The organism is Streptomyces sp. NPDC048291 (genome assembly GCF_043201715.1).
GTDB lineage: Bacteria > Actinomycetota > Actinomycetes > Streptomycetales > Streptomycetaceae > Streptomyces.
The window spans coordinates 64,161-81,246 of record NZ_JBICZC010000020.1; the positions used below are offsets into that span (position 1 = coordinate 64,161).

Sequence of the window (17,086 nt, forward strand, 5' to 3'; positions counted from 1 at the left end):
CTGCACCCACTTCGTGGCGTTCACTCCAATTGGCGAACATTGATATACATGTTCGCGTCCACCCGGCTCTGTCGGTAAGCCACAGCGGCGCTCCGCGCCTGGCAGGCGGATGCGGCGACGGTCCGCACCATCATCACGGGATGCGATTCTGTGCCGCAGGCGGGAAGCACCCCCACCCGGCGTGAACGCTGGGGCCTCCGGGCAAGAGGCCCGGTGACAAATTCGCATCGCCACAATGAGACTTGCCTCCGGCACGTATCGTGAGTGGTTGCGGACCGTACGCATCCAGGTATGCATACAGAACGGGCCGCGAAACGAGCGGATTTGACCATCCGGACGGCCGGGGGAGGCAACGTGGACGACTACGCGGGTCGGGTGCTCGCCGACCGCTACCGCCTGCCGCTGCCCCCCTCCGACGAGTACGAACACGCCGAGACCCGGGCCTTCGACACCTACAGCGGGCAGGAGGTGTTCGTCCGCCAGGTGCCGTTGCCGGAGGTCGTCGAGGCGGAGGTGCTGGACGCCGAGGGGCTGCCCGCGGGTTTCACTGCGCGTGACCGTGGCGCCCGGAGGCCGGCGTCGGCGCGCACCGCGACACGCCGGCCCAGCGACCCGGTGGTGCGGCGCGCCGTCGAGGCCGCGCAGGCCGCCGCCCGGATACCCGACCATCCCCGGCTCGACCAGGTCTTCGACGTGTTCGCCGAGGGCGGTTCGCTCTGGATCGTCAGCGAGTCGGTCGCCGCGCGGTCGCTGGCCACGCTGCTCGCGGAGCAGCCGCTGAGCCCGTACCGGGCGGCGGAGGTCGCCTCCGACGTGCTGATGGCGCTGCGCGTGCTGCATGCCCACGGCTGGGTCCACCGCAACATCACCGCCCGCACGGTCCTCGTCTGCGACGACGGCCGGGTGATGCTGACCGGCCTCGCGGTCGGGGCGGCGGAGGAGGCGCTGTGCGGGTACGACCCGGTGCCGGCGCAGGAAGGCGAGGACGGTGAGGGCGGCGCGGGCGGCGCGGAGACCGGCGGCCGGCGGACGGGCGGGGCGGCGGAAGGTTCCGCCACGCCCGGCGGCCCGCCCGGTCCGGGCGTTCCGCCCAGTTCGGGTGTGCCGGGCGTTTCGGGCGGTTCCGTCGGCTCGGGTGTCGTCGCCGTCGGAGGCATCGGGAGCACCGGTGGTGCGTCCGGTGGTACGGGCGGCGCACAGCAGGCGCCCGGCGCGCCGGAGACCGACCCCGAGGCCGCTCGGCGCGCCGCGATCCAGGCGCGGGCCGCCGGCGGGCTGCCGGGGGCCGGTCCGGACGAGGGTTCGGGCGGGCCCGGTTCCGGAGGCGCCGGTACGGGTGCCGTGGAGCGGCGGGCGCTGGAGACAGGCTCGGACATCAGGGCCGCCCGGGCCGGGGCGATCGCCGCCTACCGGGCGGGAGCCAGGGCCGCCGCCCGGGTCCAGGAGGCCCAGCAGAACGGGCGCGCCGCGCTGCCCGGCGCCCGGCCGCCGGCCGAGGGCGACAGCGCGCCGCCCGCGCCGCAGCCGCCGTACGGCCCGGGACACGCCAACGGGGCGGCCCAGCAGCCGTACGCCAACGGCGGGGCGCAGCAGCCGTATGCCAACGGCGGCGCCCAGCAGCCCTACGCCAACGGGGCGGCCCAGCAGCCGTACGCGAACGGGCAGGCGCAGGTGCCGGGTGGGGAGCAGCGGGCCGCCGGTGGCGTGCCGCCCGGCCGGATAGCCGACCCGTACGGGGTGCGCGGCGCGCCGTCGCCCTGGCACGGCGCCGCACCCCGCCCCGGCACGCCCCCGGCGGTGGTCCCGGGCCAGGAGCGCAGCGCACTCCCGTCCGTCGCCCCCGGCGCGGGCATGCCCGGGACCGGTACCCAACTCCCCAGCGTCCAGGGCCACGGACAGGGCCAGGGCCAGCCGCACGCCGTCGTGCCCGCGCAGGGTGCCGGACCCGCCGCCGCCCGCTGGGGCGAGCCCGGCGCCGCCGTCCCCGGGCGGCGGGGGCCCGGCACCGCGCTGGCCGCCGAACGGGCGCGGCAGGTGCGGATGACCGTCGTGGGTCCGGTGACCGAGCGCTGGGCGCCGGAGCAGGCCGTTCCGGTGCACGAGAACTGGCAGCTGGCGGCGCCCATCGGCCCGGCCACCGACCTGTGGGCGCTCGGTGCGCTGCTGTTCCGGTCGGTGCAGGGACACGCGCCGTATCCGGAGGAGTCGACGGCCGAGCTGGTGCAGCTGGTGTGCTCGGAGCCGCCCGCGTTCGCGGAGGAGTGCGGGTCGCTCAGGCCGGTCGTGGAGTCGTTGCTGCGTCAGGACCCCACCGAGCGGCTGGACTTCGAGGAGCTGCGCGGCTGGCTGCGCTCGCTGGTGCGGTCCGCGCCCGAGCCGGACGCCGGCACGCATGTCGTCGCCGCCCCGCCCGCCGACCCCAGGCGGCTGCCGATCGTCCGGCGCCGCGGTGAGCTGGTGCGCAGGCGCAAGGCCGGGCTCCCGGCGACCCACGGCCGGCACAAGCGGGCCCGGGAGGAGGCCGGGTCCCCGCGCCGGCTGGGCCGTACGCTGGTCCTGCTGGTCCTGCTCCTGCTGGCCGCGGCGGTCGCGTACGCCATGCTGTTCCTGCCGAAGAAGGACGCCGGGGACGAGAGCGGCGCGGGGACCGGCGACCGGACCGGCGCGGCCGGCCAGGCGAGTCCCGCACCGAGCCACCGCCAGACGCCGACCCCGACGCCGACGCCGACTCCCACGTCGACCCCGTCCACCGAGACGCAGACGACCGCCGGTTCGACCGGCGGCGCCACCGTCGCCGACGGGTTCACCCTGCGCAACGACCCGAACGGCTTCCGGATCGCCGTCGCCCAGGGCTGGAGCCGCTCCCCGAAGAACAGCAGCGGCCAGGTGATCTACTCGCACGGGAAGTTCGAGCTGATCGTCGTGGCCGGACGGGACAGCGCGGCGGCCGACGGCAGCGACCCGATGGTCTACCAGCGGGACAAGGAACCGGAGCTCCAGCCGTACCGGGACTCCAGCTGGGCCACCGCCGGGGGACTGCGGACCATCACGGTGGGTCAGCAGGTGTCGGCCGAGGGGCAGTTCACCTGGACGGACAGCCAGGAGGGCGACCTGTTCGTGCGCAACATGGTCTTCCTGATCGACGGCAGGTACCACATCGTGCAGGTGCGCGGCCCCGAGGCCGACCGGGACGAGGTCACCACGCTGTACGAGCAGGCGTCGTCGACGTACAAGTACACGGGCTGAGACGGGGACGTGGCCACAGACGTACAAGTGGGCGGGCCGGGTTGAAGTCAACGCGTCGCCAGGGCGGTTGGTTCCCGTTCCGGTGCGGGGATTTCGTTCACATCCGGTGACAAGGGCGAGAACCGTCACAGTGCTGTCTCCGTGGGACCCCACTTGTTCCCTGACCGAGGGGCGGTCCTTAGTCTGACCCTGACAAGAGCATTGCGGGGCAACGTGAATCAGATGCAGGGCCTGCTCATCGCGGGCCGCTACCGGCTGGCCGACATCATCGGCAGCGGCGGCATGGGCCGGGTGTGGCGCGCCCATGACGAAGTGCTGCACCGGGCTGTCGCCATCAAGGAGTTGACGGCCGCGCTCTACGTCTCCGAGGGCGACCAGGCCGTCCTGCTGGCCCGCACCCGGGCCGAGGCCCGCGCCGCGGCGCGCATCAACCACTCCGCCGTCGTCACCGTCCACGACGTACTCGAACACGACGGCCGCCCGTGGATCGTCATGGAGCTGGTCGAGGGCCACTCCCTGGCCGACGCGGTCAAGGAGCAGGGGCGCATCGAGTCGCGGGAGGCCGCGCGGATCGGGCTGTGGGTGCTGCGCGCGCTGCGCGCCGCGCACAGCGCCGGGGTGCTGCACCGGGACGTGAAGCCGGGCAACGTCCTGATCGGCCGGGACGGCCGGGTCCTCCTCACCGACTTCGGCATCGCGCAGATCGAGGGCGACACGACGATCACCCGTACCGGGGAAGTGGTCGGATCCGTCGACTACCTCGCGCCGGAGCGCGTGCGCGGGCACGATCCGGGGCCGTCCTCCGACCTGTGGGCGCTGGGCGCGACGCTGTACACCGCGGTGGAGGGACGTTCGCCGTTCCGCCGCACCTCGCCGCTGACCACCATGCAGGCGGTCGTCGAGGACGAGGCCGCCGAGCCGCGCGCCGCGGGCCCGCTGGAGCCGGTCATCACGGCCCTGCTGCGCAAGGAACCGGCCGAGCGGCCGAGCCCCGAAGAGGCCGAGCAGATGCTCGCCGAGGCGGCCGAGGGCCGCCGGCCGAACTCGGCACAGGCGTACGTGCCGACGCAGTCGCAGATCAGCGGCGGCAGCGGCGGGGGGCCGCGGCCGGACTCCGGTGGCGCGTACGGCGGCGGCTCCTACCCCGGAAACTCCTACCCCGGAAACTCCTACGGCACCGATTCCTACGGGAGTTCGTACAGCGGTTCCGTCGGCGGTTCCCCGGAGGGGCGGCGTCCCTCCGGCGGTTCCGTGATCCCGCCGACGACCATCGGGGCGCCGTCCGATGCCGTCCCCGTCCGGTCCGGGCGGCGCAGGCTGCGGACGCTCGCTCTTGTCGTCGCCCTGGCCGCGCTGCTCGGCGGCGGTGCGGCCGTAGCCCTGCAGAAGTGGGGTTCCGGGCAGCAGGACGACAGCGGCAGCGTGGCCTCGCCGGCCACCTCGGGCCCGTCCTCCTCGGCGGGCGCGACCACGGCCCCGGACGGCGCCGTTCCCGCCGACTGGCAGGCCGTGCACGACCCGCTCGGCTTCGGCCTCTCCCTGCCCAAGGGCTGGAAGCGCAAGGTCTTCGGCATCGACGGCGACCTCAAGCAGGTCGACTACACGCCCGACGGCGGCAAGCACTTCGTGCGCATCGCCATCGACAGCTCGCCGGACTTCTCCAACGCGCTCGCGCACCAGCAGGACCTGGAGCAGCAGTTGCAGAAGCTGGTCGACTACCAGCGCGTGACCATGAAGCAGAACCTGTACCGGGACCGGGACGGGGCGCTGTGGGAGTACACCTGGACGGCGCTGGCGAAGGACGGGGCGAACGTGGCCGGGCCCCGGCGGGCGGTCGAGGAGACGTACTACTCACGCGCGGGCGTCGAGTACGCGATCTACATGTCGTCGCCGGCGAAGGACTGGACGACGGCCGCCCAGCAGTTCAAGTGGGTGCTGCAGAGCTGGCAGGAGCCGGGCGCGTCCGGCTGACCCGGTCGCGGGCCCCGGCCCCGGCCGGTCCCGGAGAGCGGCGCCGCGGGCTGGCGTCTTGGCTTGTCACCGTCCGGAAGGTTCGGGTCCGGTGGGGCATCATGGGGCCATGGGGACCGACGGGGACGCCGTCCGTCTGATCGCGGGGCGTTATCGCCTGCAAACGCGGCTCGGGCGGGGCGGAATGGGTGTCGTATGGCGCGCGGCCGACCAGTTACTGGGGCGGGAGGTCGCCGTCAAGGAGCTCACCGTCGACGACTCCCTCTCCGACGACGACGCCCGGCTGCGCCGCGAACGCACCCTGCGTGAGGCGCAGGCCGTCGCCCAGCTGCACCACCCGCACATCATCGTCGTGCACGACGTGGTCGAGGACGGCGGACGGCCCTACATCGTCATGGAGTTGATCGAGGGCGGTTCGCTCGCCGACCGGATCTCGCGGAGCGGGCCGGTGGACGTCGGGGAGGCCGCGCGGATCGGGATCGCGCTGCTGAGCGCGGTGCGCGCGGCGCACGGGGCCGGGGTGCTGCACCGGGACATCAAGCCGGCGAACGTGCTCGTGGAGGCCGCCACCGGGCGTGTCGTGCTCACCGACTTCGGCATCGCCCAGGTCGCGGGCGCCAACACGCTCACCGAGACCGGTTCCTTCGTCGGCTCGCCCGAGTACACCGCGCCCGAGCGGATGTCCGGCGGCCGGTCCGGCCCGGCGTCCGACCTGTGGTCGCTGGGGGCGCTGCTGTGCGCGGCGCTCAGCGGCGAGTCGCCGTTCCGGCGCGACTCGCTCGGCGGGATCCTGCACGCCGTGGTCTCCGACGAGATCCGGCCACCGGCCCAGGCGGAGCCGCTGCTGCCGGTCGTACGGGGGCTGCTGGAGCGGGATCCCGAGCGCCGGCTGGGCGCGGCGGAGGCCGAGCTGATGCTGCGCGGGTTCCTGGAGACGGGGGCCGTGACGGGCGCCGGTGGTGCGGCGCGGAGCTCGGGCGGAGCGTCGTACACGCCGACCCAGCGGGACGTTCCGTGGCCGCCGGCTCCGGAACCGGCCGTGCCGCCCCGGCCGTCCACCCGCGGGGTGCTGGTCGCCGCGCTGCTGGTCGCCGCGATGGCTGGGGCGGGCGTGTCGGCGGCCACACTGCTGTTCCACGGGGACGGCGGCGGCACCACCCCGGCCCCCGGGGGCACCACGGCCGTCTCCGCGTCGTCCCCGGCGACCCCGTCGGCGACCCCGCCCGCCTCCTCGTCCTCCTCGCTGCCCCCCACCGCCCACTCCGCCACCGCACCCTCCGGCTACCGGCTCGCGCAGGACCCGGCCGGCTTCTCCCTCGCCGTGCCGGAGGGCTTCACCCGCGACCCGCAGGGCGAGCGCGTCTTCTACCTGTCGCGGGGGCAGACCTTCCGGCTCGGCATCAAGGTCTCCGAGACGCAGACCGGCGGACCGGGAGGGGCGATGCGGCGCGCGGCGGCCGAGGGGCCGAGCACGAACCCCGGCTACCACGACGGCCGGGTCACCGACACCACCCACTCCGGACACCCCGCCGCGTTCTGGGAGTTCACCTGGAAGGGCTTCAGCGCGACGGAGGGACCGCGGCACACCTACGACCTCTGCTGGGAGGAGGGCGGCATGCTGTACGACGTGTGGGTGTCGGCGCCGGTCGGGAAGGTGCGTGAGGCGCGGGAGTACTTCGACGTCGCAGTCGACACGTTCACCGCGGGCTGACCCGCCGTCGACGGGTGCCGTGCGGCACCGGCGGGCATCACCGGCATGGAGTTCGGGGTCGGTCCGGTCCCGGACACCTCGCACGGCTGTGATGCCGCGGTGCGTCGGGGAGCCCGGAGGCGGCCGGGGCTCACAGGAAGGGGCCCGCACCCCGTGGCCCGCTGACCGCGCCGCTTCGACAACGGCATGGTGCGCAAGGTACTCATGTGACATGAGTGAAGACGGCGAACAGCCGGTCGAGGGACGTCTGATCGGTGGGCGTTACCGGCTCGCCGAGCGCATCGGGTCCGGGCCGGCGGGGACCGTGTGGCGGGCCCGGGACGAGCAGGACGGGCGGGACGTCGCCGTCAAGGAGCCCGACCCGGCCGGTGAGCCGGAGGGCGAGGAACGGCAGCGCGCCGCCCACCGTCTGCTGCACGAGGCCCGGGCCGCCGCCCGCGTCGACCACCCGGCCGCCGTCGCCATCCACGACGTGCTCATGGATGACGAACTTCCCTGGATCGTCATGGAGTTGGTGGAGGGGGAGGCGCTGCACTCCGCCCTCGCCGCCCGCGGCCCGCTGCCGACCGCCGAGGCCGCCCGGATCGGGCTCGCCGTGCTCGGCGCCCTGCACGCCGCGCACTGCGTCGGCATCGTCCACCGTGACCTGAAGCCGTCCAACGTCCTCCTCGCGGCCGACGGCGACCGCGTCGTCGTCACCGACTTCGGCATCGGCGGGGGACAGGGCCGCGGCCCCTTCGACGCCCCGGAGTGCGGTGCGGGGCGCGGGGCCGGCCCCGCCTCCGACCTGTGGTCCCTGGGCGCGCTGCTCCGCGCGGCCACCGGCGGCGACGCACAGGGCGCCCTGGGCCCCCTTCTGGACGGGCTCCTCGCCCCGGAACCGGAATCCCGGCCGACGGCCCAGCAGGCCGCCGAGGCGCTCGCCGAGGCCGCCGGAGCGCCCCTTCCGCGGTGGGTGTCCGAACCCGCCGCCGCGCCGCCCCCGGACCTGGCCCCCGCGCCGCCCTCCCCGGCCCCCGAACCCCGCCGCCTCACCCCGCTCGCCGCCCTCGGCCTGCTCCTCGCCAAAAAACCGGAACGCGGCTGATCGTCCCCACCCGAGGCGCTGATCAGCACGTTCTCTGCCAGTGATCACTGGCGGTGTGTGTGCGGTCGGTGAAACCGGGTTACCCACGGGTACCCAAAGGCCCCGCTCCCGAATACCCTGCGGCTCATGACGGACTCGCAGGCCCCGGCCCACGCACCGGCCCCCACCGGCACGAACCCGCTCGCCCCCGCCCCCGCAGGGGCCCGAACCGCCGCCGACGTGGTCACGCCCGAGCTGGTCGCCCAGCTCACCAAGGGCGTCGCCGGCTCCGGCCGTACGGCCAACCACACGCCCTTCACCGGCGAGAAGCTGGCCGACCTGCCCGAGTCCACCCCCGAGGACGTGGCCAAGGCCTTCGACGCGGCCCGCGCCGCGCAGGCCGTGTGGGAGAAGGTGCCGGTACGGCAGCGCGCCGCGGTCCTGCTCCGCTTCCACGACCTGGTCCTGGCCCGCCAGGCCGAGGTCCTCGACCTCATCCAGCTGGAGACCGGCAAGGCCCGCCTGCACGCCCACGAGGAGGTGCAGGCCGTCGCCGTCGCCGCCCGCCACTACGGCCGCAAGGCCCCCGCCTACCTGCGTCCCAAGCGGCACGCGGGCGCCATGCCCACCCTCACCAAGGTGACCGAGCTGCGGCACCCGCGCGGCGTGGTCGGCCAGATCGCCCCCTGGAACTACCCCCTCGAACTCTCCGTCGGCGACGCGCTCCCCGCCTTCGCCGCCGGCAACGCGGTCGTCATGAAGCCGGACACCGAGACCTGCCTGACCGCCCTGTGGGCCCGCGACCTCCTCATCGAGGCGGGGCTGCCCGCCGACGTCTTCCAGGTCGTGCTCGGCGAGGGCCCGGTCGTCGGCCCCGAGGTCGTCCGGCACGCCGACTACGTCTCCTTCACCGGCTCCACCCGCACCGGACGCGAGGTCGCCCAGGGCGCCGCCGCCCGCCTGGTCGGCGTCTCCCTCGAACTCGGCGGCAAGAACGCCATGCTGGTCCTCGACGACGCCGACATCGAGAAGGCGGCGGCCGGCGCGGTCCGCGCCTGCTTCTCCTCCGCCGGCCAGCTCTGCATCTCCATCGAGCGGCTCTACGTCCACGAGTCGATCGCCGACGCCTTCGTCGAGCGCTTCGCCGCCCGCACCAAGGCCATGCGCCTCGGCCCCTCCCTCGCCTACGGCGCCGACATGGGGTCCCTGGTCGGGGAACGGCAGCTGGAGACCGTCACCCGGCATGTCGACGAGGCCGTCGAGAAGGGCGCCACCCTCGTCGCAGGCGGCACGGCCCGCCCCGACATCGGCCCCTACTTCTACGAGCCCACCATCCTCGACGGCGTCGAGGACGCGATGGCCGTCTGCACCGAGGAGACCTTCGGCCCGGTCGTCTCCATCTACCGCTTCAAGACCGAGGACGAGGCCGTCGAGCACGCCAACGGCACGCCGTACGGCCTCAACTCGTCGGTCTGGACGAAGAACGGCGCCCGCGGTCGCGACGTCGCGGCCCGCCTGCGCACCGGCACCGTCAACGTCAACGAGGGCTACGCCCCCGCCTACGGCAGCGTCCAGTCCCCGATGGGCGGCATGAAGGACTCGGGCCTCGGCCGCCGCCACGGCTCGGAGGGCATCCTCAAGTACACCGAGGCCCAGACCGTCGCCCAGCAGCGCCTCCTGCCGATGGCCCCCTCACTGGGCATGGACGACGAGAAGTACGCCCAGTTCATGAGCACGAGTCTCAAGGTGATGAAGGCACTCAGGCTGCGTTGACCGACCTGCTTTCAGGGGCGCGGGGAACTGCGCGATCAACCACCGACGGCCCGCACGCGAAACTCGACGAGGAGCACCCGTGCCCCAGGACACCTACGACTACGACGTCATAGTCGTCGGCTCAGGATTCGGCGGCTCCGTCACCGCCCTGCGCCTCACGGAAAAGGGCTACACCGTAGGCGTCCTGGAAGCCGGCCGCCGCTTCACCCGCGAGACCCTCCCCAAGAACTCCTGGGACATCAGGAACTACCTCTGGGCCCCGCAGCTCGGCTGCTACGGCATCCAGCGCATCCACCTCCTCGGCAACGTCATGGTCCTGGCCGGCGCGGGCGTCGGCGGCGGTTCGCTGAACTACGCCAACACCCTCTACGTCCCGCCGAAGCCCTTCTTCGACGACCCCCAGTGGCGTGACATCACCGACTGGCAGGAGGAGTTGAAGCCGTACTACGACCAGGCCCAGCGCATGCTCGGCGTACGGCTCAACCCGACGACGACCCCGTCCGACGTCCACCTGAAGGCGGCGGCGGAGAGGATGGGCGTCGGCGACACCTTCCACCTCGCCCCGGTCGGCGTCTTCTTCGGCGACGGCAAGGACGCCGACGGCGAGTCGAAGGCGTCGCCCGGGGACCCGGTCGCGGACCCCTACTTCGGCGGCGCGGGCCCCGCCCGCAACGCCTGCACCGAGTGCGGCGAGTGCATGACCGGCTGCCGGCACGGCGCGAAGAACACCCTCAACGAGAACTACCTCCACCTCGCCGAGAAGGCGGGCGCGGAGGTGCACCCCATGACCACCGTCGTCTCCGTCACCGACGACTCCCGGGGCGGCTACGCGATCGCCACCCTCCCCACGGACGACAAGAAGAAGGCGGAGGGCCGGATCTTCACGGCCCGCCGGGTCGTCGTCGCCGCCGGCACCTACGGCACCCAGACCCTCCTGCACCGGATGAAGGCCGGCGGTCAGCTGCCGTACCTCTCCGACCGCCTCGGCGACCTCACCCGCACCAACTCCGAGGCCCTGGTGGGCGCCCAGACCGACGACCGGCGCTACCGCAAGGCACACGGCACCCCGAAGGCCGACTTCACCAAGGGCGTCGCGATCACCTCGTCCATCCACCCGGACGCGAACACGCACATCGAGCCGGTCCGCTACGGCAAGGGCTCCAACGCGATGGGCGGCCTGTCGATCCTCCAGGTGCCGTACGCGGAGGGCTCCTCGCGCGTCCTCGGCTGGCTGGCGAACGCGGCCCGGCACCCGCTGCTCGTGCTGCGCTCGCTCTCCAACCGGCGCTGGTCGGAGCGGACCATCATCGGCCTGGTGATGCAGTCGCTGGACAACTCCCTGACGACGTACCTGAAACCGGACGGCGTCGGCAAGGGCCTGCTCACCGCCCGGCAGGGCCACGGCGCCCCCAACCCCAAGCAGATCAAGGCCGCTTCCGAGGCGGCCACGGTGCTCGCCGAGGAGATCAACGGCTTCGCCGGCAGCAACGTCGGCGAGCTGATGGGCACCCCGCTCACCGCCCACTTCCTCGGCGGCTGCCCGATCGGCGACTCGCGCGAGACCGGGGTCATCGACCCCTACCACCGGGTGTACGGCCATCCGGGCATCTCGGTCGTGGACGGCGCCGCCGTCTCCGCGAACCTGGGCGTGAACCCGTCCCTCACCATCACCGCGCAGGCCGAGCGCGCGATGTCGTACTGGCCCAACAAGGGCGAGGCGGACCCGCGGCCCCGGCAGGGCGAGCCGTACCGGCGGCTCCAGGCCGTCGAGCCGCACCGCCCGGCGGTCCCGGCGGAGGCGTTCGGCGCACTGCGGCTGCCGTTCCTCGGGATGCCGGCCGTACCGCCGAAGAAGTAGACGGAAGAAGCAGAGGGAGAAGCGGGGCAGAAGCAGGCGGACACCGAAGAGGGACCTGTGCCCCCCTCCGAGCCCAGGTCCCTCTTCGATCGGTGCGCGGTCGCCGTACGGCGGTCCGCGCGACCTTGCCTATGAGTCCGTGCCGGTCCTCCGCCGCCGTACCAGGACCACCGCGCCGGCGCCGACCACGACGGCGACCCCGCCGACCAGGCCGATGACGGGGAGCGCCGAACTGGTGCCGGTGTCGGCGAGGTTGCCGGTCGGCAGGTCGGAGACGTCGCCCTGCGGCTTCTTCACGGAGTCCCTGCCGCCGTCGTCGCCCGGCGTGGCGGTACCCGGGGCCGGGTTGGACGAGCCGGCCTTGAGGACCGTGAAGTCGTACTGGGCCCAGCCCTCGGCGATGCAGTCCAGGCCCTGGACCTTGTCGAGGTAGGCGCCGGAGCCGAAGGAGTAGGCGTCACCGGCCGGCGCCTTGGCGTCGACGGAGACGCGCAGGTCGACCGACGTGCTCGCGCCCGACTTCAGCTTCGGGACGTAGAAGAAGTAGTCGCCGGCCCAGTCGTCGTCGCCGATCCGGTCCCAGGAGCCGGTGTCGGGGTTCTTGAACTCCAGGTCGACGTACGGGCTGAGGTACTTCGACTCGTCGAGCGCGTAGTTCTCGATCTCGGCGTAGAAGGCGACGCCCTCGACGTCGGCCTCGGCGTCGTTCGTCACGACCAGCTCGAAGCCGTGGAAGCCGTCGCCCGCGACGATCTTTCCGGGCAGGCCCTTGACGTCGGCGGACACCTTGGCGTCGCCGAAGTTCTCGTCGAGGTCCTCGCAGTAGGGCACGTCCGGGTCGGACGGGTTCGCGCTGGGCTCGGCCGACCCCGAGGGCCCGGCGGACGCCGACGCCGACGATGACGCCGAGGCGCTCGCGCTGCCACTGGGGGAGGCGGCGGCCGACGCGGATCCGGACGCCGAGGCGCTCGTGCTGTCGCTGTCGCTGGGGGAGGCGGAGTCCGAGGCGGCGGCGGATCCCGTGTCGCCGGGCTCGCCCGGCGCGCTCTCGGACGCGGGCGTCGACGGCGAGTCCTCCGCGAAGGCGAGGACCGGCGCGGACAGCAGGGCGACCGGCGCGACGACGGCCGCGACCGCTGCCGCGGCCATGACCCGGCGAAGCTTCATGAGGAGGACCCCCGTGCGTCAGCTGCGGTGGATGGATGTCACCGCTGGTTCCGCAGATGTGACAGGCGAGTCCTGTGAATGGTTGCCTCCGCATTCACGGAACCCTCATGTGATCTGGGTCACTCGTCCCGTCGGGGCGTCGGGTGGCATGGACACAGCCGACTGCAAGGTTATTCTCGCCCCCGTCGAGCGGCCGAGCGAGAGAGTGCCATGTCTGACAGACGGTCCGAAGAATCGTCGGGGGACGAGCCGTCGTCCTCCTCCATATCCGACGAGGTGTGGGAGCAGTTCCTCCAGGACACCGAACGGGACATCCGCAAGTCCGCCCCCAAGGAGCCCTCCGCCCGGGCCCGTGAGGTGACCGAGCGGCTCAAGGGGCGCAAGGGGGAGCCCGAGGGATGGCGGACCGGGCCTGCCTGGCAGGAGACGAACGGGCGGGCCGCCCGGCGCCGCAGGACCTGGGCGGTCATCGGCGTCCCGCTGGCGATCGCCGTGGCCGTCGTGGCGATGCGGCCGTCCGTGATCCCCGGCGACCCCTTCGGCTCGTCCTCCGGCTCCTCCTCCGGCACGGACACCACCACCGCGCGGCTGCCCGACGAGATCACCACCCCGACCGCCCCGCCCTCCGCGGTCGCCCCCGGCACCCCCACGCTCGCCCACCCGTTCGCCGGATCCCCGGCGCTGCGCTGGGCCGACGGCGCGGCCGGCATCGTGCTGCCGAAGGCCACCGCGCTCGGTGCGATCCCGGAGGACCGCGTCGAACTGGCCCTCCGGCAGACCAGGAAGCTGCTGGTGGACGCCAACCTGAACCCCGGCGTCATAGCGGGCGGCAACCCCGCCGCGGCCCTCTCGGTGCTCGACCCGAAACAGCCCGAGGTGCTCGACAACCTCAGGACCTCGCTGCGCAGCCCCGGCAAGGCCCACAACCCGCTCTTCCTCTTCAGCCGCTTCGACCCGAAGGACGTGAAGCAGGCCGGGAAGGTCGTCAAGGTGCGCGGCCGGATCACCTTCGCGAAGGGCAAGTACCAGGGAGTGGCCGTGCACGCCGACTACACCTTCGTCTACCCGGTCGTCCGCGCCGGCGCCGCCACCGACGGTTCCGCCGAGGTCGCCCGCACGATCGTGCGCCGCGTCATCGACGTCGAACTCCCCGACCCCACGCGGTACCAGGTCACCGCCGGCCGCCTGACGCTCCTCCGCTACGACGAGGACGCCGGGAACTCGGTCTGCGGCATCGACGACGGCTATCTGCACCCCCAGTTCCCGTCCCGGGCCACGACCGCGACCGCCACCCCGACCGGCCCGCCCGTCGACCCGTACGACCGCAGCCGCGACATCGGCAAGGAGGAGGCCTGCGGCAAGGTCAGCCGGACCTAGGCGCCTCGGGCTTCGCCGCCCGGGGTTTCGCCGCCCCGGGTTTCCGGGGCAAGGCGAAGGGCCCCGCGGGACGGAGCCGCGGGGCCCTTCTTTCGTCAGCACCGACGTCAGGGCAGCGTCGGTGCCTGGGAGCGGCGCCGGGGGGTTGCGCCGCTGGTCTCTGTGCCCTGTGTCGCCGTCCGTGCCCCGGGTCGGCGCCCCGGCGCACTCGGGGCGTACGGCAGGTCTCGACCTTTGGCGGACGGCCGGCACACGGCAATTCCGTTGCCTGAACTGGGACTTGGGGGCTCCGAAGGCCGTGGGAGCCTTCTACGCATCGTGCTGGATGTACGCGGCCTCCGCAACCGTTTGACCCAGCCCTTGTGCATTTTTGCAATTTTCCGCCGGTCGGCCCCGGGCGTCCCCGGAGCCGGCCGTCTCTTGGGTGACCGGGCTGCTGTCCCCTGCCGTCCGGTCACTTGACTGGAGCGAGGTCCCACGGCGCACGGCACGTTCCGTACGCCTCATCGCCCCAGCGGAGCCACGCGTGGTTCTTCCGGGCCCGCCCCTGGCTGAGACGGACACCCCACCAACGAAGCGGTTCCCGGGCCGGTCACGCGCCGTACGGGTGAGAAGGGCCCCGAACTCAGATCCGCCCGACTCAGATGCGACCCCGGCACAGTTCCAGGAGCGTCATGGCGAGGGTGGTGCCGGGCCTGCCGAGCGCCGTGCTGTAGTGGCCGAGGATCTCCATCTCCCGGGAGAGGTTCACCCGACGGCCGCCGGAGGCGATCCGGGCGTCCTGGACGACGGCGGAGACGGCCATCCGTTCCTGGATCAGACCGATGATCCGGTCGTCGAGCGCGTCGATGCGCTCCCGCGCACCGGTGATCACATCGGCGGCCTCGGGGGTACGGGCACCGGTCACATCGAGGGCGGTCATGTCGGGGCTCCTCATCTGAAGGCATCTGAAGGGAGGTGCCCCGGAGCGGCAGGATCCGGAGAAACACCAGGCGCCCCGGACCTTGTCGGCCCGGGGCGCCTGGGGAAGTCGCTTGTCAGTTGCTCAAGCAGCACGACCATGGCAGCCGGTGGGCCGGTCGCCATAGGTAAAGAGGAAGGTCGTCTGCGTGAGCATGGGGGCGAGTATGCCACAGCACTACGGGGAGGTGTCCCGCGCCCACCCCGTTAGAATCGGTAACCACAGACCCCCGCCCGACCGCCGGAAGGCACCCCGTGTCATCAGCGACTCCCGCTGCCGCCGCTCCCGACACCGTCCTGGTCGTCGACTTCGGCGCGCAGTACGCCCAGCTCATCGCCCGCCGCGTCCGCGAGGCCCGGGTCTACAGCGAGATCGTGCCCAGCACCATGCCGGTCGCCGAGATGCTCGCCAAGAACCCGGCGGCGATCATCCTCTCCGGCGGCCCCTCGTCCGTGTACGAGGAGGGCGCCCCCCGCCTGGACCGCGAGCTCTTCGAGGCCGGCGTCCCGGTCTTCGGCATGTGCTACGGCTTCCAGCTGATGGCGCAGGTCCTCGGCGGCACCGTCGACAACACCGGCGCCCGCGAGTACGGCCGCACCGACCTGCACGTCTCCAAGTCGGCGTCCACCCTGTTCGAGGGCACCCCCGCCGAACAGCACGTGTGGATGTCGCACGGCGACGCCTGCTCCGCCGCCCCCGAGGGCTTCACCGTCAGCGCGTCCACGGACGTCGTCCCGGTCGCCGCCTTCGAGAACGACGAGAAGAAGCTCTACGGCGTCCAGTACCACCCCGAGGTCATGCACTCCACGCACGGCCAGCAGGTCCTGGAGCACTTCCTGTACCGGGGCGCGGGCCTCAAGCCCACCTGGACCACCGGCAACGTCATCGACGAGCAGGTCGCCGCGATCCGCGAGCAGGTCGGCGACAAGCGCGCCATCTGCGGCCTGTCCGGCGGCGTCGACTCCGCGGTGGCCGCGGCCCTCGTCGCACGGGCCATCGGTGACCAGCTGACCTGCGTCTACGTCGACCACGGTCTGATGCGCAAGGGCGAGACCGAGCAGGTCGAGAAGGACTTCGTGGCCGCGACCGGCGTCAAGCTGGTCGTCGTCGACGCGGAGGCCCGCTTCCTCGACGCGCTGGCCGGGGTCTCGGACCCCGAGCAGAAGCGGAAGATCATCGGCCGCGAGTTCATCCGGGTCTTCGAGCAGGCCCAGGCCGAGATCATCGCCGACGCCGGCCCGGCCGTGGAGTTCCTGGTCCAGGGCACGCTCTACCCGGACGTCGTCGAGTCCGGCGGCGGCACCGGCACCGCGAACATCAAGTCCCACCACAACGTGGGCGGGCTGCCCGAGGACCTCGAGTTCCAGCTGATCGAGCCGCTGCGCAAGCTCTTCAAGGACGAGGTCCGGATGGTCGGCCAGGAGCTCGGCCTGCCGGAGGAGATCGTCCAGCGCCAGCCGTTCCCGGGTCCGGGCCTCGGCATCCGCATCGTCGGCGAGGTGACGAAGGAGCGTCTCGACCTGCTCCGCGACGCCGACGCCATCGCCCGCGAGGAGCTGACCGCGGCCGGCCTCGACCGGGCCATCTGGCAGTGCCCGGTGGTCCTGCTCGCGGACGTCCGCTCGGTCGGCGTCCAGGGCGACGGCCGCACCTACGGCCACCCGATCGTGCTGCGCCCGGTCTCCTCCGAGGACGCCATGACGGCCGACTGGTCCCGCCTGCCGTACGAGGTCCTCGCGAAGATCTCCACCCGGATCACCAACGAGGTCCGTGACGTCAACCGGGTCGTCCTCGACGTCACCTCCAAGCCGCCGGGCACCATCGAGTGGGAGTAGGCCCGAAGAAGCGGGAGTAGGCCCGAAGGCCCGAAGAAGAGGTGGTGCGGCTCCGGCGGCGCCACCTCTTCGACGTGTGCCGTACGTGTCATCCGGTCGCCGATTCCCGACAACTTCTGTC

10 protein-coding genes are annotated in these 17,086 nt (G+C 73.0%); 8 read left to right on the forward strand and 2 right to left on the reverse strand.

Annotated features, from left to right (window positions below; all coding sequences use genetic code 11):
• Positions 1-354 precede the first annotated feature (354 nt).
• The 6 genes from ACGF5O_RS43195 to ACGF5O_RS43220 all read left to right on the forward strand — a co-directional run bounded on the left by ACGF5O_RS43195 (position 355) and on the right by ACGF5O_RS43220 (position 11,625).
• Positions 355-3,246, forward strand: coding sequence for a protein kinase (locus ACGF5O_RS43195; protein ID WP_393815421.1), 2,892 nt, complete (start codon positions 355-357; stop codon positions 3,244-3,246).
• Between the two features lie 222 nt (positions 3,247-3,468).
• Positions 3,469-5,217 carry a serine/threonine-protein kinase gene (locus ACGF5O_RS43200; protein WP_393815422.1) on the forward strand — a complete coding sequence of 583 codons (1,749 nt, stop codon included), beginning with the start codon at positions 3,469-3,471 and terminating at the stop codon, positions 5,215-5,217.
• A 109-nt stretch (positions 5,218-5,326) separates the two neighbouring features.
• Positions 5,327-6,928, forward strand: a complete 1,602-nt coding sequence (locus ACGF5O_RS43205; RefSeq protein ID WP_393815423.1) for a serine/threonine-protein kinase — start codon at positions 5,327-5,329, stop codon at positions 6,926-6,928.
• Positions 6,929-7,139: 211 nt separating this feature from the next.
• Positions 7,140-8,015 carry a serine/threonine-protein kinase gene (locus ACGF5O_RS43210; protein ID WP_393815424.1) on the forward strand — a complete coding sequence of 292 codons (876 nt, stop codon included), beginning with the start codon at positions 7,140-7,142 and terminating at the stop codon, positions 8,013-8,015.
• 126 nt (positions 8,016-8,141) lie between these two features.
• Complete coding sequence (locus tag ACGF5O_RS43215; RefSeq protein ID WP_393815425.1) at positions 8,142-9,767, forward strand: succinic semialdehyde dehydrogenase; 1,626 nt, start codon at positions 8,142-8,144, stop codon at positions 9,765-9,767.
• A 79-nt stretch (positions 9,768-9,846) separates the two neighbouring features.
• On the forward strand, positions 9,847-11,625 hold the full coding sequence (locus ACGF5O_RS43220; protein ID WP_393815426.1) for a GMC family oxidoreductase N-terminal domain-containing protein: 1,779 nt from the start codon (positions 9,847-9,849) through the stop codon (positions 11,623-11,625).
• A 129-nt stretch (positions 11,626-11,754) separates the two neighbouring features.
• Here the strand turns inward: ACGF5O_RS43220 and ACGF5O_RS43225 are convergent, their stop codons facing one another.
• Positions 11,755-12,792, reverse strand: coding sequence for an LPXTG cell wall anchor domain-containing protein (locus ACGF5O_RS43225; protein ID WP_393815427.1), 1,038 nt, complete (start codon positions 12,790-12,792; stop codon positions 11,755-11,757).
• A 210-nt stretch (positions 12,793-13,002) separates the two neighbouring features.
• Here ACGF5O_RS43225 and ACGF5O_RS43230 point away from each other — a divergent pair, with 210 nt between their 5' ends.
• Complete coding sequence (locus ACGF5O_RS43230; protein WP_393815428.1) at positions 13,003-14,169, forward strand: hypothetical protein; 1,167 nt, start codon at positions 13,003-13,005, stop codon at positions 14,167-14,169.
• Positions 14,170-14,809: 640 nt separating this feature from the next.
• On the opposite strand, the gene ACGF5O_RS43235 is transcribed toward ACGF5O_RS43230, so the two are convergent.
• Complete coding sequence (locus ACGF5O_RS43235; RefSeq protein ID WP_393815429.1) at positions 14,810-15,091, reverse strand: chorismate mutase; 282 nt, start codon at positions 15,089-15,091, stop codon at positions 14,810-14,812.
• A gap of 293 nt (positions 15,092-15,384) precedes the next feature.
• Here ACGF5O_RS43235 and guaA point away from each other — a divergent pair, with 293 nt between their 5' ends.
• Complete coding sequence (gene guaA / locus ACGF5O_RS43240; RefSeq protein ID WP_393815430.1) at positions 15,385-16,965, forward strand: glutamine-hydrolyzing GMP synthase; 1,581 nt, start codon at positions 15,385-15,387, stop codon at positions 16,963-16,965.
• Positions 16,966-17,086: the final 121 nt, after the last annotated feature.